This window comes from Flaviaestuariibacter amylovorans (assembly GCF_039541815.1).
In the GTDB taxonomy this organism is placed as follows: Bacteria; Bacteroidota; Bacteroidia; order Chitinophagales; family Chitinophagaceae; genus Flavisolibacter; species Flavisolibacter amylovorans.
In genome coordinates this window covers 21,740-44,751 of the sequence record NZ_BAABGY010000012.1, presented here as the reverse complement: position 1 = coordinate 44,751, position 23,012 = coordinate 21,740, and the positions used below count along the sequence as shown (strand labels likewise).

Below are 23,012 nucleotides of genomic sequence, written 5' to 3'. Positions count from 1 at the left end.
ATGAAAACACCTGAGCAGGTGCACAAAACAAAAATCCCGGCCACCTGAGGCAGCCGGGATCTCTTCTAAAAACTGTCAACCTATTCTAGGACTATTCAAATAGACCAATAAACAAATAAACTACTTCCCAAACGCCCAGAGCAGGAAATGCGGAAAGGCACGGCCCCAGGTGGCCACGTCGTGGCGGCCATCTTCGTAGTTGACGTAGCAGATATCCTTGTCGGTGTAGCCTTTTTCTTTCAGCTCACCGATCAGCGAAAGGGTGTCGTCGATGGAGTCGATGATGCCGTTGTGGTTGCGGTCGGAGGTCTCGTCGAGGGAGCCGGTGGTGAAGTAGAAGCGCAGGCCCTTGTGGTGCTTGCCCTTGCGGACCTGCTGGTGCATGATACGGTCGGTCTCCTCCACGTAGCCATCTTCAAGGTCGCGGATACGCCACCAGAGCGAGCCCGAAAAAACACCGGCGATGCGGAACACATCCGGATGACTCCACGCACTGTCGATAGCACTGAGGCCACCGAGCGAGAAGCCGGCGATCGCCTTGGTGCTGAACGACTCGATGCAGTAAAAGCTGTGCACATGCGGCAGCAGCTTGTTGAGAACGAAGCGCTCATAAGCCGCCGCGCGCGCGCCGCGACCCTGGAAGTCGAGCACCTTGGCCGTGCCGTACTCCATCTTGCGGTCGCGCCCGGCATGAACACCCACGCAAAGCACCGGCTTCATCTGCCCCGACTCCATCAGGCCATTGAGCAGCGTATCGAATGGCATCTTCGAAAGGTCCTGACCGTCGTTGATCAGCAGCAGCGACAGCGCGGACGGATCCACGACGTTCTTGGGCAGGTAAAAGTCCACGGTAACGTAGCGGTGCAGGTCGGCCGAGTAGATCAGCTGACGCTCCACGATAATGCAGGAATGTTCGGCAAGTTGCATGGCGCCAAATATAGCCCGTCCGGCGTTTTCACCAAGGAATGCACATCGCGGGGACCGGCTGCGAAATTCTTTTTGGTCAATGCGGATAAGTCGTACTTTAAAGGCATCAGGGCAGCGCTCCTTAACCGGCGCACTTCGTGCCGGCAAACGGTCAGCGACGCTCCTGCAGCATCATCACAAACCGAGACCTGTACTAAAAACCCATTATGAAAAAGATCGGAATTCTCCATGGTAAAGAGCGCTCCTTCCCCAACGCCTTTATCGAAGCAGTAAACAGCAAAGGCATCGACGGCATCACCGCCGAGCCGGTCCGCATCGACAAGGCCATGCAGGGCGAGCCGAGCGGCTACGCCGTCATCATTGACCGCATTTCGCAGGACGTGCCCTTCTACCGCACCTGGCTCAAGAATGCCGCCCTGAGGGGTACTGCCGTCATCAACAACCCGTTCTGGTGGAGTGCCGACGAGAAGTACTTCAACAACTGCCTCATGACGCAGATCGGCGTACCGGTACCCAAGACCGCGATCCTGCCCTCCTACCAGCTTCCCAACGACACGTCGAACGAATCCTTCTCAAACCTCTCCTACCCGCTCGACTGGGAAGGCATCTTCAACTATACCGGCTTCCCGGCCTATATGAAGCCCTTCGAGGGCGGCGGCTGGAAGAACGTATACAAGCTGCGCAACATCGAGGAATTTTTCCAGAAGCACGCCGAAACCGAGCAGCTCGTGATGCTGCTGCAGGAGGAGATCGTCTTCACCGAATACTACCGCTGCTACTGCATCGGCCGCAAGTATGTCAAGATCATGGGGTATGAGCCGCGCAACCCGCATCACCTGCGCTACTCGCACGACTTCACGCCGAGCCCCGAGCGCCTGAAGCAGATGGAGGAGATCGTGCTCAAGATCAACAACTACCTGGGCTACGACTTCAACACCGTGGAGCTGGCGATCCGCGACGGCGTACCTTATGCCATCGACTTCTGCAACCCCGCACCCGACGCCGACCTTGCTTCCGTGGGCGAAGAAAACTTCAACTGGGTAGTGGAGAACGCCGCCAACTATGCCATCGAGCGCGCACAGGCGCAGAAGGACGACCAGGACAACCTTACCTGGGGTGAATACATCAAGCGCTCCTCGGCAGGGAAGAAACTGCAATAAGGTTTAGAAAGGTTCAGTAGGGTTTCGAAAGGTTCAGACAGGTTTTCCGAACCAACCTCCCTGAACCTTGCTGAACCTCACTGAACCTTTTTCGTTTGGAACAATTAAACGTTTTTCATGGCTTTATTGAACTTTAGCACCTTCACGCTTGGTGTGGAGGAAGAATACATGGTGATGGACCCCGACACGCGGGAGCTCAAAAGCCACGAGCAGAAGATCGTACAGGAAGGACAAAAGATCATCAAGGACAAGGTAAAGGCCGAGATGCACCAGGCGGTGGTGGAAGTGGGCACCGATATCTGCGCCAACATCGACGAGGCGTATGAAGACATCAAGACCCTGCGCCGCACGATCTCCGATATTGCGGGCAGCCTCGGCTTCTCGATGGGCGCCGCGGGTACCCACCCCTTCAGCCATTGGGAGAGCCAGCTCATTACGGATCATATCCGCTACAGCGAGATCGTGAACGAGCTGCAGGAGGCCGCGCGCAGCAACCTCATCTTCGGACTGCACGTACACGTAGGCATGGAAACGCGTGAAATGGCCAACCACATCGCCAACTCCACCCGCTACTTCCTCCCGCACATCTACGCGCTCAGCACCAACTCGCCCTTCTGGGAAGGCCGCAAAACGGGCTACAAGTCGTTCCGCACAAAGGTGTTCGACAAGTTCCCGCGCACCGGGATTCCCGAAGCCTTCGAAAGCATCGAGGCTTACGACAGCTACGTCAAGATCCTGATGAAGACGAACTGCATCGACAACGCCAAGAAGATCTGGTGGGACCTGCGCGTGCATCCCTTCTTCAACACGGTGGAATTCCGGATCTGCGACGTGCCCCTGACGGTGGACGAAACGATCTGCATCGCCGCGTTGTTCCAGGCCATCTGCGCCAAGATCTACAAGCTGCGGCAGCAGAACATGAACTTCATCCAGTACTCACGCGCCCTCATCAACGAGAACAAATGGCGCGCGAGCCGCTATGGCATCGACGGTTACCTGATCGACTTCGGCAAAGAGGAGGAGATCAACACCCGCGTGCTGATCTACGAGCTGCTCGACTTCGTCGACGACGTGGTGGACGAGCTCGGCTCCAGGCACCGCATCCAGTACGTGCACAAGATGCTGGAGCACGGCACCGGCGCCGACCGCCAGCTGGCCGTATACGAGCGGAACCAGAACCTCGCCGAGGTGGCCGACTATATCCGCGAACAGTATTTATACGGTGTCTAGACAACAAGATGAACGAACCGAACAGGACCGCCGCGGCGGTCCTGTTTTTTGATACCGCATCAGGAAATAATAAGTAAACCGCAGGGCAGCATAGATATACACAAAATGTGGTATATTAGTGGTACCACAGGGGCGCATAGCGAGAAACGGAGCAGGTAAAAACCCCTAAAACCACCATGGCAAGAATCTTCACCATCCATTTCGAACACGAAGGCAGTGGCCACAGCGCGCTGGTGACGGTGCGGCAAACCCCCTTCGCTACCGAGTACAACCTCTCCATGCTCTCCGACGAGCTCCTGGAAGCGCTTCCGGGCAACCGCATCCTGTCGAGCCACCCCGGGCAGTTCGCTTTCCTCGATACCAACGGCGGAAAGCCGACTCACCTGATGCAAAAGCTGCTGCAGTCGATTGCCGAGCATGTATCTACGCTTGCCTGAGGCCAGTGCTGCCGCAACAACAACGTCTACGAAAGAGGCCGCGCAGGTGCGCGGCCTCTTTCGTATGGAACCGGAGCCGGAGTTACTTCGCGCCATCTACCTTCCGGATCCAGGAAATGACACCGTCCATAAACACTTTCTGGTCGTCCCACATCGACATATGGCTCCCGTTGGGACAGAATAGATACGAGCCGTTCTTTACCATCTTGCTTTGCGCTTCCATGGCCTTCGGGTCCATCGTATCGTACTTCGCCCCGATCATCAGGGTGGGGATCGAGATGTTCTTGAGGTCGGCTTTGCGGTCCCAGTTGGCAAGGCGGCCGCTGGCGCCGAATTCGGACGGCCCCTGCATCATCTTATAGATGTCGTAGTTCATGTGCTTCATCGAGCGCATCACTGCTTCCGGCCATTCGGGGAGGCGATTGATATGCTTCGCGTAGAAGTGGGGCATGAGCAGCTCCTGGTAGCGCGGGCTCGTGTGCTCGCCCCGGCGCTCGATGTCGCGGATCTCCGCTACCACCTTCGGGTCCATCTGCGGCGCCAGCACCTCGTTGGCGTACCGCACATAATCCGGGATCGACGCCATCATATTGGCCACGATGAGGCCTTTCATGTGCTGCTGGTACTTAAGCGCGTACTCCATGCCCAGTATCCCGCCCCAGGAGTTGCCGAGGATATAAAAGTTGTTCTTGTCGGCGCCGATGGCCTGCCGCACCTGCTCCACCTCCTCTACGAAGCGCTCGGTGGTCCACAGCGAAGAGTCCTTCGGCTGGTCGGAGTAATAAGATCCGAGCTGGTCGTATTCGTAGAACTCGATCCCTTCTTTCGGGAAGAAGCTCTCGAAGCACTCCATGTACTCGTGGGTGAAGGAAGGCCCGCCGTGGAGGAGCAGCACCTTGATCCGCGGGTTGTTGCCGAAGCGCTTCGTCCATACCTTGAAGGTGCCGGCGGTAGTCGTGATCGGGATCATCCGTACCCCGGCGGTCTGCACGCCGCTGTCGCCGTAGTTGAAATATTCCTTCACCGTGGGGGCGGCGTCGTCCTGCTCTCCGGCAACCACTACCGGGGTGCAGGAGTAGGCCAGCAGGCAGGCCAGGAGCAAGAGGGAACAAAAGCGCATAGGTATCTGTTTAGAACAGTAAGATAGTGAGAATGCTGTAATTTGTCGGCTTCAACCCTGACCCTGATACAATGAAAAAACTGATCACCTCCCTCCTACTTTTTTGTGGCCTGCAGGCAGCTGCGCAGGGCCGTGCCGACAGCCTGCAGCAGGCCCGTGCCTTCGCGCGCTGGCTCGATCTCGACTACACCGATGCCGAGGCCGACTCGCTCCTGGATAACCTAGCCGCCTACCGGAGAACCTATGCCGGATTGCACCAGGCCGCACCGCCCAATCACCAGCCCTACCCGTTTGCCTTCCAGCCCGGCCCCTTCGGGACGATCATACCGACAGCGCAAAAGAAGATCGACTGGGCGCTACCGGACACCTACCTGCCCGCCAACCGAGCCGAGCTGGCATTCTACTCCATCCCGCAACTCGCGTCGCTGCTGAAGAACAAGCGGATCAGCTCCGAGGAGCTCACAAAATTCTTTATCGGGCGGTTGAAGAAATGGGGCGACACCCTGGAAAGCGTCGTTACCCTCACCGAGGAGCTGGCGCTGCGCGAGGCGAAGCAGGCCGACGCCGAGATCCGCGCCGGCAAATGGCGCGGGCCGCTGCACGGCATCCCGTATGGGCTCAAAGACCTCTTCGCCGTAAAAGGATACAAGACCACCTGGGGCTCTACCCCGTACAAAGACCAGGTCATCGACCAGGACAGTTACGTATATCTACGGTTGAAGGAAGCCGGGGCGGTGCATTGCGCCAAGCTCACGCTCGGTGCCCTCGCGTACGACAACAAATGGTTCGGCGGCGCTACGAAAAACCCCTGGAACCTGGCGCAGGGATCGAGCGGTTCCTCTGCCGGATCGGCGGCCTCGGTGGTGGCGGGCCTGCTTCCCTTTACCATCGGCACCGAAACGCTGGGCTCCATTGTATCGCCCTCGGCCCGCTGCGGCGCCACCGGCCTTCGCCCCACCTTCGGCACCGTGAGCCGTAGCGGTGGGATGGTGCTGTGCTGGAGCCTCGACAAGATCGGACCGATCTGCCGGAGCGCCGAGGACGACGCAATCGTATACTACTACATCAAAGGAACCGACGGCCGCGATCCCGGCGCCGTAGACCATGCCTTCAACTGGGAGCCGAAAGGTGACGTCAAAAAGCTGCGGGTGGCCTATGCGGAGAACTACTTCCGCCGCCTCCGCCCCGATGCGCCCGAGTGGAAGGTGCTTGACGTCTACCGCTCCATCGGTGTGGAGCCGGTGCCGGTGACCTTTCCCGACTCCGGCCTGTATCGCTTCGATATGGTGGGGCTCGTCCTCGCCGCCGAATCGGCGGCCGCCTTCGACGAGCTTACCCGCTCCAACCGCGACGACCTCATCGAGCGGCAGGACAAAGGCTTCTGGCCCAATATCTGGCGCGCCGCCCGGTACATCCCCGCCGTGGAATACATCAATGCGAACCGCTGGCGCTACGAGTTGTCGCAAACCGTACAGCGCTTCATGAAAGATTGGGACGTCGTGATCACGCCTTCGTTCGCCGGAAGGCAGCTCTCCATCACCAACCTGACCGGCAACCCGGCACTCTGCATGCCCATTGCCTTCAGCAAGGAAGGACAGCCGCAAAGCATCACCCTCCTCGGCAACCTTTACGACGAAGCCCGTATTTTGCAGGCCGCGAAAGCCTACCAGGAAAAAACCGGCATTCACCGCCAGCATCCCGCCCGCTTCCGCCAATAACCGCTCCACATGAACAGATCCTCCCTCCTGCTTGCCGCCCTCGCCGTGGCCTTCAACACCGCCGCCCAGAAACGCCCCGCCGACCTCCTGGTGACCAACGCCCGTATTTATACGGCCGACGAGCGCTTCAGCACCGCTACCGCCATGGCGGTCAAAGACGGCCGCATCGCCGCGGTGGGCAGCACCCGCGACCTGGCAGCAGCTTATTCGGCTACCACGACCCTCGACGCAAAGGGTGGATTCATCTACCCCGGCTTTATCGACGCACACGCGCATTTCCTTGGCTATGGCCGCGGGCTGCAGCAGGCCGACCTCACCGGCACCAACTCGTGGAACGAGGTGCTGCAGCGCCTGCAGGCCTTCGTGCGCAAGAACAACCTGGCAACAGGCGAATGGCTCATCGGCCGCGGCTGGGACCAGAATGACTGGGCCGTGAAGGAGTACCCCGACAAGCAGCAGCTCGACGCACTCTTCCCTGACCGCCCGGTGCTGCTGACACGTGTGGACGGTCATGCCGCCATCGCCAATTCGGCGGCCCTCAGGGCCGGGAACGTCACGGCCTCCACTACCCTCACCGGCGGATCCGTAGAAGTACGGAACGGCCAGCCAACCGGCATCCTGATCGACAACGCCGTAGACCTGGCCACGGCTGCCATCCCCGCCCCGACACGGGCGCAAACCCGCCGCTCCCTGCTTGCCGCCCAGCAGAACTGCTTCGCCATGGGGCTGACCACGGTAGACGACTGCGGCCTCGACTTCGCCGCGGTGCAGTTCATCGATTCGCTGCAACGTGCCGGCGACCTCCGGATGCGGATCTATGCGATGCTGAGCGACGCGCCACACAATTTTACCTGGGCCTTGAAGAACGGTCCGCTCAAAACCGACCGGCTGAATGTCCGCTCCTTTAAAGTATATGCCGACGGCGCGCTCGGCTCCCGTGGCGCTGCCCTGCTGAAGCCTTACCGCGACCGGCCCGACTGGAGCGGCTTCCTGCTCAGCGCCCCGGAGCATTTCGATTCGGTGGCCAGCGTGCTGTACCAGAACAACTGGCAGATGTGCACCCACGCCATCGGCGACTCGGGCAACCGAACGGTGCTCAACATTTACGGCAAATACCTGAAAGGCCCCAACGACCGCCGCTGGCGGATCGAGCACGCCCAGGTGGTGGCCCCGGAAGATTTTGCGCTGTTCGGCCGCTATAGCGTGGTGCCTTCGGTGCAGCCTACCCATGCCACCTCCGATATGTACTGGGCCGGCGACCGCCTCGGGAAAGAGCGCGAGAAAGGGGCCTACGCCTACCGGCAGCTGCTGGAGCAGAACGGCTGGCTGCCGCTGGGCACCGACTTCCCGGTGGAGGATATCTCCCCCTTCAAGACCTTTTACGCCGCCGTGGTCCGGCAGGATGCGAAAGGCTTCCCGGCCGGCGGCTACCAGAAAGAGAATGCCCTGACCCGGCAGCAGGCCCTCTGGGGCATGACCCTCTGGGCCGCGAAGAGCAACTTCGAGGAGACCGAAAAGGGCAGCCTCGAAGCGGGGAAATGGGCGGACTTTATTATTCTGGACCGCGATTTGATGAAAGTGGACGGGAAAGCGATCCTCGGGACGAAGGTCCTGGCGACGTATCTCGGCGGTTCGGCCGTTTACCGGCGTAACCGATGAGTTTTCCCTTAAGTTTGCCGCTAACCTATTTTTGAACGCATCATGTTACGCATCGCTATACTGGATCTTTACGAAGGGCAGCCCAACCAGGGCATGCGCTGTATCCGCGAGATCATCAATCAATGGGGAGAGTTCCATGCCCTGGACGTTACCTGGGACGAATTCGACGTTCGCCAGAAGGCGGAGCTGCCCGATCTTTCCTACGATATCTACCTGTCCAGCGGTGGCCCCGGATCGCCCTTCGACGGCGAAGGCACCGCCTGGGAAGAGGCGTATTACGGCTGGCTGGAGCGCGTGCTGGCACACAATGCCGACCCGTTGCAGCAACACAAGAAATACGTGTTCTTTATTTGCCATTCCTTCCAGATGGCCTGCCGCTACTTCAGGATCGGAACGGTCACGAAGCGGAAGTCGACGGCGTTCGGCGTTTTTCCCGTGCATGTGCTGCTCGAGGGCCAGCAGGACCCCGTGTTCCGGGGCCTCCGCGACCCCTTCTACGTGGTAGACAGCCGCGACTGGCAGGTGATCGACCCCGACTTCGACGGGCTGCAGGCAATGGGCGCACAGGTGCTCTGTATCGAGAAATACCGGCCGCATGTGCCCTTTCAGCAGGCGCTGATGGGCCTCCGTTTCAATGAATGGATGGTGGGCACCCAGTTTCACCCGGAGGCCGATGCGGTGGGTATGAGCATGTACCTGCAGCTGCCGGAAAAGAAGCAGAGCGTGATCGAAAACCACGGGCTCGACAAGTGGGAGAGCATGATCGACGGCCTCAACGATCCCGACAAGATCCTGTGGACCTACAGCCACATCCTGCCCAACTTCCTGACGATCGCCGCGCACCAGAAGGTGCTGCAGCCGGTGTCGTGAATCGTGAATCGTCAATCGTGAATAGCTTTTGAAAGCTCGTCGTTTCGAAACGACTTGCGGAAATCCTGAAATGAAATTGCCGGAATACTTCCGGCAATTTCATTTTCGGGAAAACTGTCTTCGGATAAAGTGAAGCAGCATAGGTGGATAAAGGGCGCACCGGCCAGGTATTCACGATTGCCGATTCACGATTCACGTTCCTGCCCTATCTTTCTGCCAAACGAAGCACCATGATCCCGGCACTGCGCAAAGCCTACAACGCGGCATTCACCCAAGAGAAATATGCGGCATTCGTGAACGACCTGTCCGGCACCCACCCCGGGCAGCTCGATTTCCGCGTGGCCGAAACACCCATCTTCGTGCCGCGGGCCTTCAAGGAGCAAACGCTTGATGCCTGCGAACGCATCATCGACGCCATCCTCGACCCGGGCTACAGCGCGAAGAGCGAAGCCGCGATCCCACCCCATTTACGTGTGCCTGGTGAAGACGCGCACCCGCACTTCATCGCTTTCGATTTCGGCATCTGCTCGGCACCCGATGGTAGCCTCGAGCCGCAGCTGATCGAGATGCAGGGCTTCCCCAGCCTGTTTGCCTACCAGGTGCTTTTCCCGGAAGTGCATGCCCGTCATTTCGAAAAGCCCGCCGGCTTCAGCAACTATCTCAACGGGTTCGACAAGGAAAGCTACCTCGCACTGCTGCGCCGCCTTATAGTAGGCGACGAGGCGCCGGAGCACGTCGTGTTGCTGGAGATCTTCCCGGAGCAGCAGAAAACGCGCATCGACTTCGCTGCCACGGAAGCCTACCTTGGTATCAGCACGGTGTGCCTCACGCAATTGCAGCAGGAAGGGCGCAAGCTGTACTACGAAAAGAACGGGAAGCGTACCGAGATCCGCCGCATCTACAACCGCCTCATCTTCGACGACCTCTTCCAGCAATCCGTAGAAGTACAGGAGAAGGGGAAGCTGTTCCAGGCCGATCTCGACGTCACCTGGGTGCCGCACCCGAACTGGTTCTACCGGCTTTCCAAATACACCATGCCCTTTATCCGGCACCCGCACGTTCCGGAAACGCATTTCCTCAACAGCCTCGGTGCCTGGCCTTCCGACCTGGAGAACTACGTAGCCAAGCCGCTCTTTTCCTTCGCCGGCCAGGGCGTCATCATCGATGTAACGACGGACGCGCTCGACGCGATCCCGGACCCGGAAAACTGGATCCTGCAGCGCAAGGTGCCCTATGCCCCGGTAATCGAAACACCCGATGAGCCGGCAAAAGCAGAGATCCGCATCTTCTATTTCTGGGAACCGGGCACTCCCCGCCCCATCCCGACCAACAATCTCGCACGCCTCAGCAAGGGAAAGATGGTCGGCGTGCGGTACAATAAAGACAAAGAATGGGTAGGCGGTACTTTCTGCTGGTTTGAAAGCTGACGGGCATACATATAATAATTTAGCTTAACATCTTATTTACGCGCGACTGCTTTTCTGGCATAGGCTTTTCAAACATATTGGAAAGTTAACCTATGAAGAAGATCCTATCCTTTGCGCTTTGCATCGTGCTGGCCGGCAGTGCCGCGCAGGCGCAGTCAACGACCTATAATAGTGAGTCTACGAACGCCGCTTTCGCACGCTCGCTCCAGCAGCAAACAGCTGCGTTGAATGCCAAATACGATAATATAATCGCCTCGATCCAGGCCGACGCCCGCTTGAGCCAGGCAGCCAAGAATAAGAAGATCGCAGAAACGAACCGCGCCCGTGCCCGGAAGCTGGAGGATGCGCGTGTGGCGTCGGCACGTAAAGAGCAGCAGGTGATCGCGCAGCAACGTGCGAAGAACGGTACGCTGTCGTCGACCAGTAACAACGCCGCCTATGCTGCTTCGCTTGACCGCCAGATCGCTGACCTCAATGCCAAGTATGACGCGATCGTAGCTGGCATCCAGTCTGATGCGAGCCTGACACAGGCTCAGAAAGATGTGAAAATCCGCCAGACCAACGAGGCGCGTGCCGCAAAGATCCGCGATGCCCGGGCTGCTTCTGCGCGCAAATATTAAACAGCGAATAGCTTTACCGTACTGCTCTTCCCTTCTGCTCGCCAGGAAGGAAGAGCTTTTTTTATAAGAACCTGCCGGCACCCAAGATGTTCCCGGGCAAAGTTGTCGTGGCGCCACAAGCAGGGTATGTGCCGATCGGTAAGGCGAGGAGCGATCAATCGAGTTTCATACGCACCCCCACAAACACGCGGCGGCCCTGGTTGGGTCCGTATACATAGGCCGGGTCAAAGGTCAGGGCATACGGATTTTCGGTTGTCGGCACCACCGCGCCAGCCGCATCGTACTGCACTTTTTTATCGAAGGGATCCTGCGCCCGGGCGATCAGGAACGGGTTGCCCCGGTCAGGTGTCCAGTTGAGCAGGTTCTTTACGCCACCAAAAACTTCCAGCTGCGCCGACACCCATTTGGTGACCTGCAGGTTCTGGATGCTCCATACGGGCGAATAGGGCTGCCGCGGGTCGAGCGGCGACAGCAGCGGGAGGCGCATCGGGCCATAAACATTACCGGTGTAATCGAAGGTCAGCCCCGCAGCGGGAAGCGTATAGGAGATTGTCCAGTTGCCGCTGAAGCGCTCCGTGAGCACCGGCCGTACCGTGCGCAGCTTGCCGTCGTCGGCGCGCGCCGTTACCGACACCTCCTGGAAGGTTACGCCGACCGATCCTTTGAGCCGCTGGCGCAGGTTCCCCTCAAGGCTTAGGCTCACGCCCCGCGAAAGCGCCTGCCCGTCGAGGTTGGCGTAGATGATCTTGTTGGGATCGGTATCGTAGTCGGGCTGGATGCGGTTGCGGAACCAGGTGAACCAGGCCGAGGCGTCGAGCGAAAACTGGCGGCCCGGCCGGCCGAAGGGCAGGATGTAATTCAGGTTGGCGTTATAGCTCGACTCCGGCTTCAGCTTCCCCCGTATTTCTACCGTACGCGACCCGGTGAGCGCAGCGTGCTCCTCGGTGAAAATGCTCACTACGCGGAAGCCGGTGCCGGCATTGACGCGCAGCACCTGGTTATGCGGCAGCGCCCACTTCCAGGCAAGACGCGGAGTGCCAATGACGCCGTGCGCCGGGTGATGGTCGGCACGAAAACCAAGCAGCAGCTGGTGACGGGCGCCGACACGCCATTCGTCCTGCACGAGCAGTCCCGGCAGGAACGTGCGCTCCGGGCGGTTCCGATTCCCGGACGCGTCGAACGTAGCCGGTGAGTTGTCGTCGTAATAAGTATGCCGGGCCACGGCACCCGCCAGCAGCTGGTGACTGCGGCCCAGCTCTTTCTGCCAGGTCAGCTGGCCGAAGAGGATACGCTGGTCGCCCAGGAAAGGCGTTTGCCCGTAGGCCGCATCCTGGTCGTGCCCCGTTGCCGAAAAGGCGAAAAAAACCTGCCCGGGAACCGGCAGCTGGTAGCGCCCGATCAGCTCCCAGCGGCTTGTATAAATACTTTCGCCGTACACGCTGTCGCCGCCGCGGAAGGCACGCTTCCAGTTCATCTGCCCGCCCCAGCGGTCTTCGTAGTAATACCGTGCGGCAAGCGTGGCCACCCGCCCCTGCCGGCGTGCGAATTTCCACTTGTTGAAGAGCGATACACGGTGCTGGAGCGTGACGTCGGTAAAGCCGTCGCCGTTATTGTCGACCGGGTTCTGGTAATGATAGTAGTGCAGCCCGATAAGTCCTTGGGCCTTGCCGGCGCGGAGGCGGGCGCCCGCGTCGAGCGAGTGCTCGAGCCAGGAGGTACTCATGGCCGTAAGGGCAAGCTTCGGCGCCTTGGCCGGGTCCTTGGTGATCACGTTGATGAGCCCGCCCACCGCCTCGGATCCGTAGAGCCCGGAGGCCGGTCCCTTGATCAGCTCCATTTTCTCCATCAGCTGCGTTGGGATACCAAAGAGGCCATACACCGAGGAAAGGGAGCTTACGATCGGCATGCCGTCGATGGTCACCATCGTGTATGGACCCTCGAGCCCGTTGATGTGGATATCGCCGGTGTTGCAAACACTGCAGTTTACCTGCGGCCGCACCCCGTTAACCTGCTGGAGCGACTCGAAAAGGCTGGGCGCGGGGTTCTTGCGGAAGAACTGCGGGCTGTAGACCTCCACCGCAACCGGGCTTTCGAGGCGGTGCACCGGCTTCAGCGTGCCCGACACGACCACTTCGTCCAGGCCGCCGCCGCGGGGCTCCAGCTGCAGGCGCAAGGGCGCGGAGAAGCGCACGCGTTTCCCGACCGGCTCGTAGCCGGCATGGCTCACCTCGAGTTGATACTCGTTACAGGCGAGCAGGGGTCCCAGAAAGTGGCCGGAAGAGTCGGTGACCACGGTGACGCGGGTGCCACGAAGGGTGACGGTGGCGCCGGCGAGGGGTCCATCGGCGGTATGAACGTATCCTTCTACACGGCATTCCTGCGCCCGCAGGCCAGAAGCGCAAAACAACAGGAAAGAGAAAAGGAGGGGTCGCATACAGAAGGGTTAGAAAGTCCAAAGATAGTTTATTTGGGCTCCCAAATTTTTTCTTTTCGGAACACCTGCTAACTTCGTGCCATGTCGCATTTTTCCCGCCTCTACGAGGAGAACTACCTGAAGGCCATTTACAAGCTGGAACAGAGGCGGGTGGGTAAGGTCAACAACATTGCACTCGCGCGGTACCTCGACCTCAACCCAGCCTCCGTGCTCGAGATGGTGCGGAAGATGGCGGAAAAGACCCTGGTGCAGCTGAACCCCGATAAGACGATCGCCTTAACCGACGAGGGTACCCGCCTGGCACTGTCGATCATCCGCAGGCACCGGCTTTGGGAGGTCTTCCTGGTCGAAAAGCTGGGCTATCCCTGGAACGCGGTGCACCACCTTGCCGAGCAGCTCGAGCACATCGACTCCGACGACCTCGTGGACCGGCTCGAAAGCTACCTGGGCTTTCCTGCCGTGGACCCGCATGGCGACCCCATCCCCGACAAAGCGGGTCATATGGCGACACCGGAATCACTTTCCCTTTCGGTGGCCACGGAAGGCGCCACTTATATTGTACGCAGCTTTGCCGACACCGATGATGCCTTCCTCGACTATTTAGGGCGCCTCCAGATCCGTCCCGGCACGCGGGTGACGGTGGTAGAGCACCAGGAGTACGACGGCTCCTGCCAGGTTGAGGTGAACGGGACCGCGCTGCAGCTGAGCGAGAAAGTTGCCGGCAATATCCTGGTGGCCGGAGCCTGAGCTGCACACGGGCAACAGTTGGGGTATCCGCTACCCTGGCTGTGCAGTGTACGGAAGGCGACGGCCCGGCCGTACGGAAAAGCGCTGCTCCCCGCACTCTTGTATTTTACCTTCAAAAGCCACCTTGCTGCCCAGCTTCGCTACATTTTGGCATGACCTTTAGCACTCTATACAGAAAGAAATTTTTGTATATGAAAAAGATACTCTTCCTCCTGCTGGCCTCTGGTATTTGCGGCGCTTCTTATGGACAGGACCGCACCACTGTCGGAACGAGCACCGGCTCCTACCCTGCCAAGTCGAGCTGCCAGAACCAGGTGAATGCCATCAACCATAGCTACAATAAGCAGGTGACTGCTCATAAGACGAATTCCAAGCTGACGGCGGTGGACCGGGAATATAAAATCCTCATGACGAACTTGTACCGCAACGAGAAACTGAGCCAGGTGGAGCAATCCTGTGGAGCGACCACGTTCCGTTACCGTAGTTGCGTAGAGTCGGCCAATGCGATCGTTGCATCGGCTGAGCGACAGAAGGAGACGTTCCGGACAGATACGCGCTATACCACCAGGCAGCAAAGTGAAAAGATAGCATCGACCAACGAGGACCGCAATGAAAAGCTGCGTGAGCTCCTGGCCAGCTGTAAGTACTAAGGCACCTGACCTCACCACCGGAAAGCGCCCCCAGGGGCGCTTTTTCGCGTTTAACAGGCTATTGGGTGAAGCCCGGCCTTTTGGCACAGAATTTCGTAATAGCGGGTTGAACTAAATGCGTTTTTATGAAAAAGCTTTTCTCACTCCTCCTCTGCGCCACCCTCTTCGGCAGCGCGTTTGCGCAATCCGACCGCGAGCGCAGCCGCGACGTGATCTTCGGCAAGGGCGGCTCCACCAGCACCGGCTCCACTTCCAGGACTACTCCCCGCGATGTGATCCTCGGCGGGAATGGCAGCAACAGGTCTACCGGCAATTCCTGCCAGGACCAGATCAATGCCCTCAACCGCACGTACGATAACCAGGTGCGCACGATCCAGAACAACCCGCTGCTCTCCTCGGCCGAAAAAGCCAAGAAGATCCGCGAAACGAATGAGGCCCGCCGCTTCAAGATCGCCGAGGCCCGCCGCGCCTGCAACGCCGACCGTCGTGACGACCGCAGGTATGACCGCAGGGACCGCGACGATGCCCGCGATGACGACCGCAACTATGCGAAGACGCGTAAGGTCAAAGGCAACAACGGCAACCACTACGGCTGGGACAAAGGCAAGGGCAACCCTCACCGCAATGGTGGAAAGCCCGGCAAAGGCAACAACGGCAACGGAAAGAATAAGAACAAGTAAGACAAGCTTGCATGCCTCTATAAAGAAGAAGCCTTCCTGGATGGGAAGGCTTCTTCTTTAGGTGCGGAACCACTTATTTCATTGTGAATCCCTCGAGGAACTTCGTGTTGAAGTCGCCGGAGCGGAAGCGCTCGTCCTGCATCAGCTGCAGGTGGAACGGGATGGTCGTTTTTACACCTTCGATTACGTACTCGCTGAGGGCGCGGTACATGGTGTCGATGGCTTCCTCGCGCGTTTGCGCTACGGTGATCAGCTTGCCGATCATGGAGTCGTAATACGGCGGGATCACATAGCCGGCATACACGTGGCTGTCGACGCGCACGCCATGGCCACCGGGCTGGTGCAGCACGGTGATCTTACCGGGCGACGGGCGGAAGTCGTTGTACGGGTCTTCGGCGTTGATGCGGCACTCGATGGCGTGCATCGCAGGCTCGTAGTCGCGGCCGGAGATGCGCTCGCCCATCGCGATCTTGATCTGCTCTTTGATAAGGTCGTAGTTGATCACTTCCTCCGTCACACAGTGCTCTACCTGGATGCGGGTGTTCATCTCCATGAAGTAGAAGTTGCGGTGCTTGTCGACGAGGAACTCGACGGTGCCCACGCTTTCGTAGTTGATGGCGGAAGCCGCTTTCTTGGCCGCCTCGCCCATGGCGTGGCGCAGCTCGGGGGTCATGAAGGGAGAGGGTGATTCTTCCACGAGCTTCTGGTGGCGGCGCTGGATCGAGCAGTCGCGCTCGGAGAGGTGGCACACGGTACCGAACTGGTCGCCGGCGATCTGGATCTCGATGTGGCGGGGCTCCTCCACGAACTTCTCCATGTAAATACCGTCGTTCTTGAACGAGGCGCCGGCTTCGGCCTTGGCCGTGTTGTAGGCGCGCTCCATTTCTTCTTCGGCCCAGACCACGCGCATGCCCTTGCCGCCGCCGCCGGCGGTGGCTTTTAGGATCACGGGGTAACCCATGCCCTTGGCAAGCTGCTTGGCCTCGTCGAGGCTCTGGAGCAGGCCTTCGGAGCCGGGGATCACGGGTACGCCGGCGCGGATCATCGTTTCCTTGGCCGTGATCTTGTCGCCCATCGCGTTGATCATTTCGGGCGTGGGCCCGATGAACTTGATGCCATGGTCTGCGCAGATCCTGGAGAACTTGGCATTCTCGGCGAGGAAGCCGTAGCCGGGATGGATGGCGTCGGCATTGGTGATCTCGGCCGCGGCCATGATGTGGGGGATATTGAGGTAGGAGTCGGCGCTCTGGGGCTTGCCGATGCACACGGCCTCGTCGGCGAACTTGACGTGCAGGCTGTCCTTATCGGCGGTGGAATAGACGGCCACCGTTTTGATGCCCATCTCCCGGCAGGTGCGGATGACGCGGAGTGCGATCTCGCCACGATTGGCGATCAGTATCTTTTTAAACACAGCAATCTGTTTTAATGGGGTAATGGGATGATGGGAGAATGGGGTAATGAAGTGATCGGGTGGAAAGTTCCGGATCGCGCAGCCGCGAACAAGAATTACCCCATCAGCACATTACCCCATTCTCCCATTCGAATTACGCGGGCTCAACGAGGAAGAGCGGCTGGTCGTACTCCACGGGGGAGGCGTCCTCTACGAGGACCTTTACGATGCGGCCTTTTACTTCGCTTTCGATCTCGTTGAACAGCTTCATCGCCTCGATGATGCAGACCACCTTACCAACGCTTACCTCGTCGCCCACCTCGCAGAGGTTCGGCTTGTCGGGGCTCGGGCGGCGGTAGAAGGTCCCGATCATCGGGCTCTTGATCGTTACGGTATTGGAGGCGGCAGGCGCGGCGGCTGCGGGAGCGCCGGCGGCGGGAGCTGCTGCGGGGGCGGCGGCGGGCATCTGCTGCATCGGGAGCTGCATCTGCGGCATCGAGGGCGCGGCCATCACCTGGGTGATCTGCTCTTCCTTCTGGCGGATGGTGATCTTGAAATCTTTCTGCTCAATACTTACTTCGCCAATATTCGAGTCGTTCACCAGCTGGATCAACTCCTGAATTTGCTTAAAATCCATGTGCTTCAATTTGAAAAGGTTTTGGTCTGAACAGGGGGCTAATATAGGGCGAAAATAAGGGATAAAGAGGTTTTCGAGGTTTTGGAGGTTTTAGGGGTTTTCGAGGTTTTTACCCGTCCCACTCCGTTATCTCAAAACGCAGGCATTTACCCGCTAACCCTAAACAAAAAGCCCCTGTTGCCAGGAGCTCTTCGCATATTTTGAGGCATTAGTCTTTGACGCGCTCTACATACTCACCCGTCTTCGTGTTGATGCGGATGGTATCGCCTTCGTTCACAAAGAGGGGCACCATCACCTGGGCACCGGTCTCGATGGTGGCGGGCTTCAGGGTACGGGTGGCGGTATCGCCTTTCATGCCGGGCTCGCTGTAGGTGATCTTGCTAACCACCTTGTCGGGCAGCTCCACGCTCATCGGCAACTCGGTTTCGGTGTTCACCAGTACGGAGCATACCATGCCTTCGGTCAGGAACTTCGGGGCGTCCACGAGGGCCTCGGCCACGGCGATCTGCTCGAAGGATTCATTGTCCATGAAGTTGTACCCGGCATCGTCCTGGTACAGGTACTGGTAGTCGCGACGCTCCACGCGCACGGGGTGGATGGTCTCACCGCTGTTCCAGGTCTTTTCGATGGTGCGGTTGTTGTCCACGCCGGTGAGCTTGGCCCATACTTTGGCGGCGGCACGGGCGGTCTTGTTCTCGCCGTACTCAACTACTTTGTACAGGCTACCATCGAGCTTGATGATAAGGCCGCGGCTGATATCTGCTGTTGAAGCCATAAAGGAGAATTAGATTTAAAGTTAGGGCGGCAAATCTAACGGAAAAAACTCAAACCGAATGGCCGCCTCCCGCACCGCTACCGCCTGCGTGTTTTACCCGCAGGTACCGATGGCACTCTTTTTTAGCACATGGGGTAAGAAACCGGCATTATGATTTGTAGCTCAGCCTTTCATCCCGTGAAAAGACCCGCCCTCCTGCTCTTCGCCTCCCTCCTGGCAACCGGCAGCGCCCTATACGCACAGCCCGGCCGTACCACGAAGGTCACGGAAGGCCCCACCGGCAACCCACCCCGCGCCCAGGCCGTGGCCGGGCCGCAATACAAGGCCGGCGGCATCAAGCGTACCTTCCAGGGGCGCCACTACCGCGAGGAATGGACCGAGCCGACCTGGGTGCCCGTGCTGCGTATCGATACGCTGGGCGGGCTCACCGTGCTGGAGGCCGGCGGCGGCAAGCAAACCTTCTCGCTGCGGCTAAAGGACGGGCAGGGACGGCAGTGGGCCCTGCGCTCGGTGGATAAGGACAACAGCACCGTGCTGCCCGAGATCGCGCGCGGCACCTTCCTCGACGCCATCGCCGACGACCTCGTTACCTCGGCACATCCCTACGCGGCGCTCACCGTGCCGCTCATGGCCGAAGCCGCCGGGGTGTATCATACCCGCCCCCGCATCGTGCTGGTGGCCGACGATGCCCGCTGGGGCGAGCACCGCACCCGGGTGGGCAACCAGCTGTTCCTGTTCGAGGAGCGCCCCGACGACATGCCCGAAGGCATCCCGAACTTCGGCGGCGCCACCGAGATCATCGGCATCGAAAAGCTGCGCGAGCACCTCGCCACGAAGCCCGACCACCGCGTGGACCAGGAATCGTATGTGCGCGCCCGCATCTTCGACATGTTCCTCGGCGACTGGGACCGCCACGAGGACCAGTGGCGCTGGGCCCGGTTCAAGGAGGGCGGCCGCACGCTGTACCGCCCCATTCCCCGCGACCGCGACCAGGCCTATGCCCTCTTCCAGGGCGTCATTCCCTACCTGCTCACCCTGCCCGAGGAACTCGAAGTGCTCGAGTCGTTCCGCGGCCACATCAAGAACGTCAAGAAATACAACTTCCCCGCGCGCTACCTCGACCGGCAACTGGCCAACGAAGTGTCGCCCGAGCGCTGGGTGTCCATTTCGCAGGAGCTGCAGGGAAGGTTGACCGACGCTGTGATCGAAAACGCCGTGCGGCAGTTGCCCCCGGAGATCTTCAGGCTTTCGGGTGAGGAGATCATTACCAAGCTCAAAAGCCGCCGGAGCCACCTCCCGGAATATGCCGCGAAGTACAGCCGCTTTCTTTCGGAGATCGTGGAGGTCGTGGGCACCCTGAGAGGCGATCGCTTTTCGGTGCAGCCTGCCGACGGCGGTAAGATGCAGGTGCAGGTGTTCGGGGCAGGATCCACTACCCCCTATTACCAGCGTAGCTTCGACCCGAAGGAAACCGATGAGGTGCGGCTATACGGATTGGGCGGGGCCGATCAATTCGACGTGACGGGTGAGCGTAACATCAAGCTCCGGCTTATCGGGAGCGCCGACCGCGATTCGATGCAGGTATCGGGCGGCGGCAAAACGGCGTTTGTTTACAACAACCCCGGGGACGCCATTTCGGTGAGCGGACCGGTGCGCGTGCGGCTTTCGGAGGATACATCCATCAACCGCTACGCTTACAAGGGGTACCAGCCGAACGTGGGGCACACCATCAAGTTCCCGAGTTTCAACAACCTGCGGGGCGTGCACTTCAACCTCGGGTATATCTACCGCCGCCACGGCTTCCGCAAAGTGCCCTTCAGCTGGGAGCAGCGGCTGCGCGCCAACTACTCGATCTTCAACAAATCCTTCGGCGGCGATTACTATGGTATTTTCCACAACGTGATCGGGCCGGCGTCGCTGCTCGCGGATGCGCGCTACGACCAGGCACTCCGGCACCTCTACTTCGGCCTCGGCAACGAAACAAAGGCGCCGCTCGACCGCAGCCTGTATCGCCTCATGACGCGCGAACTCGCCGCCTCCCTGGGCCTGCAGTTCCGGCTCGGGAAATACCACCGCCCGGGATTCACAGTCGGCTATGAAGCCACCAAGATCCTGCGGCAGGAGAATGAAAAATACTACTCGGGCACCGACCTTTCGCTCAACGACCCGTCGGTGTTCTTCTGGAAGCAGTTCGGCACCGCGGCCGTGTACTACAACTTCCATTCGGTCGACAACGAGGCGATCCCGAGCAAGGGTTTTGATTTCAAGGTGTTGGCCGGCTATACGCAGAACCTGAAAGAGTCGGGACGCAACTTCGTGCGCTACGAGGGATCGGCCACGGGCTATATCCCGTTCAGCCCCGTCATGTCGCTGGTGTTGCGTGCCGGGGGCAGCCGGGTAGATGGCATCGCCGAATTCTACCAGCTGCCGACGCTGGGTGGCGGCGCTTCGTTGCGGGGCTACCGGCGCGAGCGCTTCCGTGGCGAAACGGTGGCCTTTAACCAGAACGAGCTGCGCTTCCTCTGGAACTTCCGCAGCTGGCTGTTCAACGGCAAGGCGGGCCTCATTGGCTTCTTCGACCAGGGCCGCGCCTGGTATTCGGCGGAACCGGAAAGCAAGACCTGGCATACGGGCTTTGGCGCCGGCGTGATGATCGTACCCTTCAACCGGGTGGCCATCACCGTTGCGTATGGCGTCACGCCCGAAGACCGGGTTATCAACCTGCGCCTCGGCACGAAGATCTTCTGACGAAGCAAGTGGCCTGGCTTCGCGGGCGGGCCGAGGCCGAACCCGGAGCCGTATGTTTGCAGTATGGTACCCCGTTTTTTCCTGGCCGTATTCGCCTTCCTGCTCCTCACCGGGAGCGCAGGCGCGCAATCCGATTCCGCAGCGACGCAGCAGCCGCTCGAGCCGCCGTACAAGCGCTTTCCCGGGCTCCCGCCCATCGACCTGCTGCTGATCGACAGCAGCACGGTGTTCACGACGGAGCAGGTGAAGAAGAAGCCGGTGCTGCTGATGGTGTTCGACCCGAACTGCCACCACTGCCAGATGACGGCCGAGGAGCTGTACAACGAGCGCGCGAAGCTGCCCGATGTACAGATCGTAATGGCCACGATGGAAACGGTGTCGCGTATGCGCGCTTTCCGCGAGAAGTACCACCTCGAAGCGGTGCCGCAGGTGCTCCTGGGCAAGGACCGCTTTTACCTGCTGCCGCCCTTCTTCAATATCAGCCACCTCCCGTTCATGGCGCTCTATAATAAGAAGCATGAGCTTATCGGCACCTTCGAAGGCTCGCTGTCGATCCCGAAAGCGATGGAACTGCTGGCGGCGAAAGGAAACTAAGCGGTACTTGTAAACCGATGGAACAGGAACGTCGCCGTTCCTGTTTTTGTGTACCTGGCACACGATGCAACGGGTCGAAAAGCCGCGGAGAGCGCCCGTTTCCGAAGGCTCCCTTCGCCTATCTTCGCAGCGCAAATTCTTTTTTTACCCATAAATCACGAACTGATGAAAATTACGGTGGTAGGCGCTGGTGCCGTTGGTGCAACGGTGGCCGACAACATTGCCCGCAAGGAACTCTGCGAAGAACTGGTATTGCTCGACATTAAGGAAGGCCTCGCCGAAGGCAAGGCGCTCGACATGACCCAAACGGCCGCCCTGCTCGGCTTCGACACCCGCATCACCGGCAGCACGAACGATTACAGCAAGACCGCCGGATCAGGCGTGGTCGTGATCACTTCCGGCATCCCCCGTAAGCCGGGCATGACCCGCGAGGAACTCATCGGCACGAACGCCAACATCGTAAAAGGCGTTACCGAGAACATCCTGAAGCACTCCCCCGACGCCATCATCATCGTGATCTCCAACCCGATGGACACGATGACGATGCTCGCCCTGCAATCGAGCGGCATTCCCAAGAACCGCATCATCGGCATGGGTGGCATCCTCGACTCCGCCCGCTTCAAGTGCTACCTGAGCGCGGCCCTCGGCTGCTCGCCCAACGACCTCAACGCCACCGTCATCGGCGGCCATGGCGATACTACGATGATCCCGCTGATCCGCTATGCCACCTGGAACTCCGTTCCGGTAAGCACCTTCCTCTCCGAAGAGCAGCAGCAGAAAGTGGTGTCCGACACCATGGTGGGCGGTGCTACCCTCACCAAGCTGATCGGCACCTCCGCCTGGTATGCACCCGGTGCTGCCGGCGCGGCCCTCGTGGAAAGCATCGTGCGCGACGAGAAGCGCCTCTTCTCCTGCTGCGTATCGCTGGAAGGCGAATACGGACAGAGCGACATTTGCCTCGGCGTGCCGGTGATCATCGGCAAGAACGGCTGGGAGCGCATCGTCGACTACAAGCTCGATGAAAACGAGCAGGCCCTCTTCAACAAGAGCGCCGATGCCGTGCGCAGCATGAACGACGTGCTGAAGACCTTATAAGCAAAAGCCCCGCTCACGCGGGGCTTTTTTATTTCAGATCGGTGAGTTCAGATTCAAGATTTTTCCGATGGCACTTTCATCAACGACTTGCAGG

The 23,012-nt window shown here is 59.6% G+C and carries 20 protein-coding genes; 14 read left to right on the top strand and 6 right to left on the bottom strand.

The window, feature by feature from the left end:
* Nucleotides 1-120: 120 nt before the first annotated feature.
* Nucleotides 121-927, bottom strand: coding sequence for an alpha/beta hydrolase (locus ABD937_RS18720; protein ID WP_345257392.1), 807 nt, complete (start codon nucleotides 925-927; stop codon nucleotides 121-123).
* A 206-nt stretch (nucleotides 928-1,133) separates the two neighbouring features.
* Between ABD937_RS18720 and ABD937_RS18715 the strand changes: the two genes are divergently transcribed.
* From ABD937_RS18715 to ABD937_RS18705, 3 genes are all read left to right on the top strand, one after another.
* A complete protein-coding gene (locus ABD937_RS18715) occupies nucleotides 1,134-2,087 on the top strand; it encodes an ATP-grasp domain-containing protein (RefSeq protein ID WP_345257391.1) in 954 nt (317 codons plus the stop codon).
* 117 nt (nucleotides 2,088-2,204) lie between these two features.
* Complete coding sequence (locus tag ABD937_RS18710) at nucleotides 2,205-3,317, top strand: carboxylate-amine ligase (RefSeq protein WP_345257390.1); 1,113 nt, start codon at nucleotides 2,205-2,207, stop codon at nucleotides 3,315-3,317.
* A gap of 176 nt (nucleotides 3,318-3,493) precedes the next feature.
* Nucleotides 3,494-3,754, top strand: a complete 261-nt coding sequence (locus ABD937_RS18705) for a hypothetical protein (RefSeq protein WP_345257389.1) — start codon at nucleotides 3,494-3,496, stop codon at nucleotides 3,752-3,754.
* Nucleotides 3,755-3,836: 82 nt separating this feature from the next.
* Here the strand turns inward: ABD937_RS18705 and ABD937_RS18700 are convergent, their stop codons facing one another.
* Nucleotides 3,837-4,874: a proline iminopeptidase-family hydrolase gene (locus tag ABD937_RS18700; RefSeq protein WP_345257388.1), complete on the bottom strand. Its 1,038-nt coding sequence runs from the start codon at nucleotides 4,872-4,874 to the stop codon at nucleotides 3,837-3,839.
* Between the two features lie 71 nt (nucleotides 4,875-4,945).
* Here ABD937_RS18700 and ABD937_RS18695 point away from each other — a divergent pair, with 71 nt between their 5' ends.
* The 5 genes from ABD937_RS18695 (at nucleotide 4,946) to ABD937_RS18675 (ending at nucleotide 11,168) form a co-directional block, all read left to right on the top strand.
* Nucleotides 4,946-6,592 carry an amidase gene (locus ABD937_RS18695; protein WP_345257387.1) on the top strand — a complete coding sequence of 549 codons (1,647 nt, stop codon included), beginning with the start codon at nucleotides 4,946-4,948 and terminating at the stop codon, nucleotides 6,590-6,592.
* A gap of 9 nt (nucleotides 6,593-6,601) precedes the next feature.
* Nucleotides 6,602-8,251: an amidohydrolase gene (locus ABD937_RS18690; protein ID WP_345257386.1), complete on the top strand. Its 1,650-nt coding sequence runs from the start codon at nucleotides 6,602-6,604 to the stop codon at nucleotides 8,249-8,251.
* A gap of 42 nt (nucleotides 8,252-8,293) precedes the next feature.
* A complete protein-coding gene (locus tag ABD937_RS18685) occupies nucleotides 8,294-9,121 on the top strand; it encodes a type 1 glutamine amidotransferase (RefSeq protein WP_345257385.1) in 828 nt (275 codons plus the stop codon).
* Nucleotides 9,122-9,351: 230 nt separating this feature from the next.
* Nucleotides 9,352-10,548 (top strand): hypothetical protein, encoded by a 1,197-nt coding sequence (locus tag ABD937_RS18680; RefSeq protein WP_345257384.1) that lies wholly within the window; start codon nucleotides 9,352-9,354, stop codon nucleotides 10,546-10,548.
* Nucleotides 10,549-10,640: 92 nt separating this feature from the next.
* Entirely contained in the window at nucleotides 10,641-11,168 is a 528-nt protein-coding gene (locus ABD937_RS18675) for a hypothetical protein (protein ID WP_345257383.1), read from the top strand.
* Between the two features lie 154 nt (nucleotides 11,169-11,322).
* Here the strand turns inward: ABD937_RS18675 and ABD937_RS18670 are convergent, their stop codons facing one another.
* Nucleotides 11,323-13,602 (bottom strand): TonB-dependent receptor, encoded by a 2,280-nt coding sequence (locus ABD937_RS18670; RefSeq protein WP_345257381.1) that lies wholly within the window; start codon nucleotides 13,600-13,602, stop codon nucleotides 11,323-11,325.
* Between the two features lie 81 nt (nucleotides 13,603-13,683).
* Between ABD937_RS18670 and ABD937_RS18665 the strand changes: the two genes are divergently transcribed.
* The 3 genes from ABD937_RS18665 to ABD937_RS18655 all read left to right on the top strand — a co-directional run bounded on the left by ABD937_RS18665 (nucleotide 13,684) and on the right by ABD937_RS18655 (nucleotide 15,679).
* The gene (locus ABD937_RS18665; protein WP_345257380.1) at nucleotides 13,684-14,349 is read left to right on the top strand and encodes a metal-dependent transcriptional regulator; all 666 of its coding nucleotides are present in this window, start codon (nucleotides 13,684-13,686) and stop codon (nucleotides 14,347-14,349) included.
* A 191-nt stretch (nucleotides 14,350-14,540) separates the two neighbouring features.
* Nucleotides 14,541-14,999 carry a hypothetical protein gene (locus ABD937_RS18660; protein ID WP_345257379.1) on the top strand — a complete coding sequence of 153 codons (459 nt, stop codon included), beginning with the start codon at nucleotides 14,541-14,543 and terminating at the stop codon, nucleotides 14,997-14,999.
* 125 nt (nucleotides 15,000-15,124) lie between these two features.
* Nucleotides 15,125-15,679, top strand: a complete 555-nt coding sequence (locus ABD937_RS18655) for a hypothetical protein (protein WP_345257378.1) — start codon at nucleotides 15,125-15,127, stop codon at nucleotides 15,677-15,679.
* A gap of 73 nt (nucleotides 15,680-15,752) precedes the next feature.
* Here ABD937_RS18655 and accC read toward each other — a convergent pair whose 3' ends face one another.
* The 3 genes from accC to efp form a co-directional block, all read right to left on the bottom strand.
* Nucleotides 15,753-17,090, bottom strand: coding sequence for an acetyl-CoA carboxylase biotin carboxylase subunit (gene accC / locus ABD937_RS18650; protein ID WP_345257377.1), 1,338 nt, complete (start codon nucleotides 17,088-17,090; stop codon nucleotides 15,753-15,755).
* Between the two features lie 133 nt (nucleotides 17,091-17,223).
* Nucleotides 17,224-17,706 (bottom strand): acetyl-CoA carboxylase biotin carboxyl carrier protein, encoded by a 483-nt coding sequence (gene accB / locus ABD937_RS18645; protein WP_345257376.1) that lies wholly within the window; start codon nucleotides 17,704-17,706, stop codon nucleotides 17,224-17,226.
* Nucleotides 17,707-17,914: 208 nt separating this feature from the next.
* Nucleotides 17,915-18,481: an elongation factor P gene (gene efp / locus ABD937_RS18640; RefSeq protein WP_345257375.1), complete on the bottom strand. Its 567-nt coding sequence runs from the start codon at nucleotides 18,479-18,481 to the stop codon at nucleotides 17,915-17,917.
* Between the two features lie 177 nt (nucleotides 18,482-18,658).
* On the opposite strand from efp, the gene ABD937_RS18635 reads away from it, so the two are divergent.
* From ABD937_RS18635 to mdh, 3 genes are all read left to right on the top strand, one after another.
* Complete coding sequence (locus ABD937_RS18635) at nucleotides 18,659-21,229, top strand: BamA/TamA family outer membrane protein (RefSeq protein ID WP_345257374.1); 2,571 nt, start codon at nucleotides 18,659-18,661, stop codon at nucleotides 21,227-21,229.
* Nucleotides 21,230-21,292: 63 nt separating this feature from the next.
* A complete protein-coding gene (locus ABD937_RS18630) occupies nucleotides 21,293-21,823 on the top strand; it encodes a TlpA family protein disulfide reductase (protein WP_345257373.1) in 531 nt (176 codons plus the stop codon).
* A gap of 165 nt (nucleotides 21,824-21,988) precedes the next feature.
* On the top strand, nucleotides 21,989-22,918 hold the full coding sequence (gene mdh, locus ABD937_RS18625; protein ID WP_345257371.1) for a malate dehydrogenase: 930 nt from the start codon (nucleotides 21,989-21,991) through the stop codon (nucleotides 22,916-22,918).
* Nucleotides 22,919-23,012 lie beyond the last annotated feature (94 nt).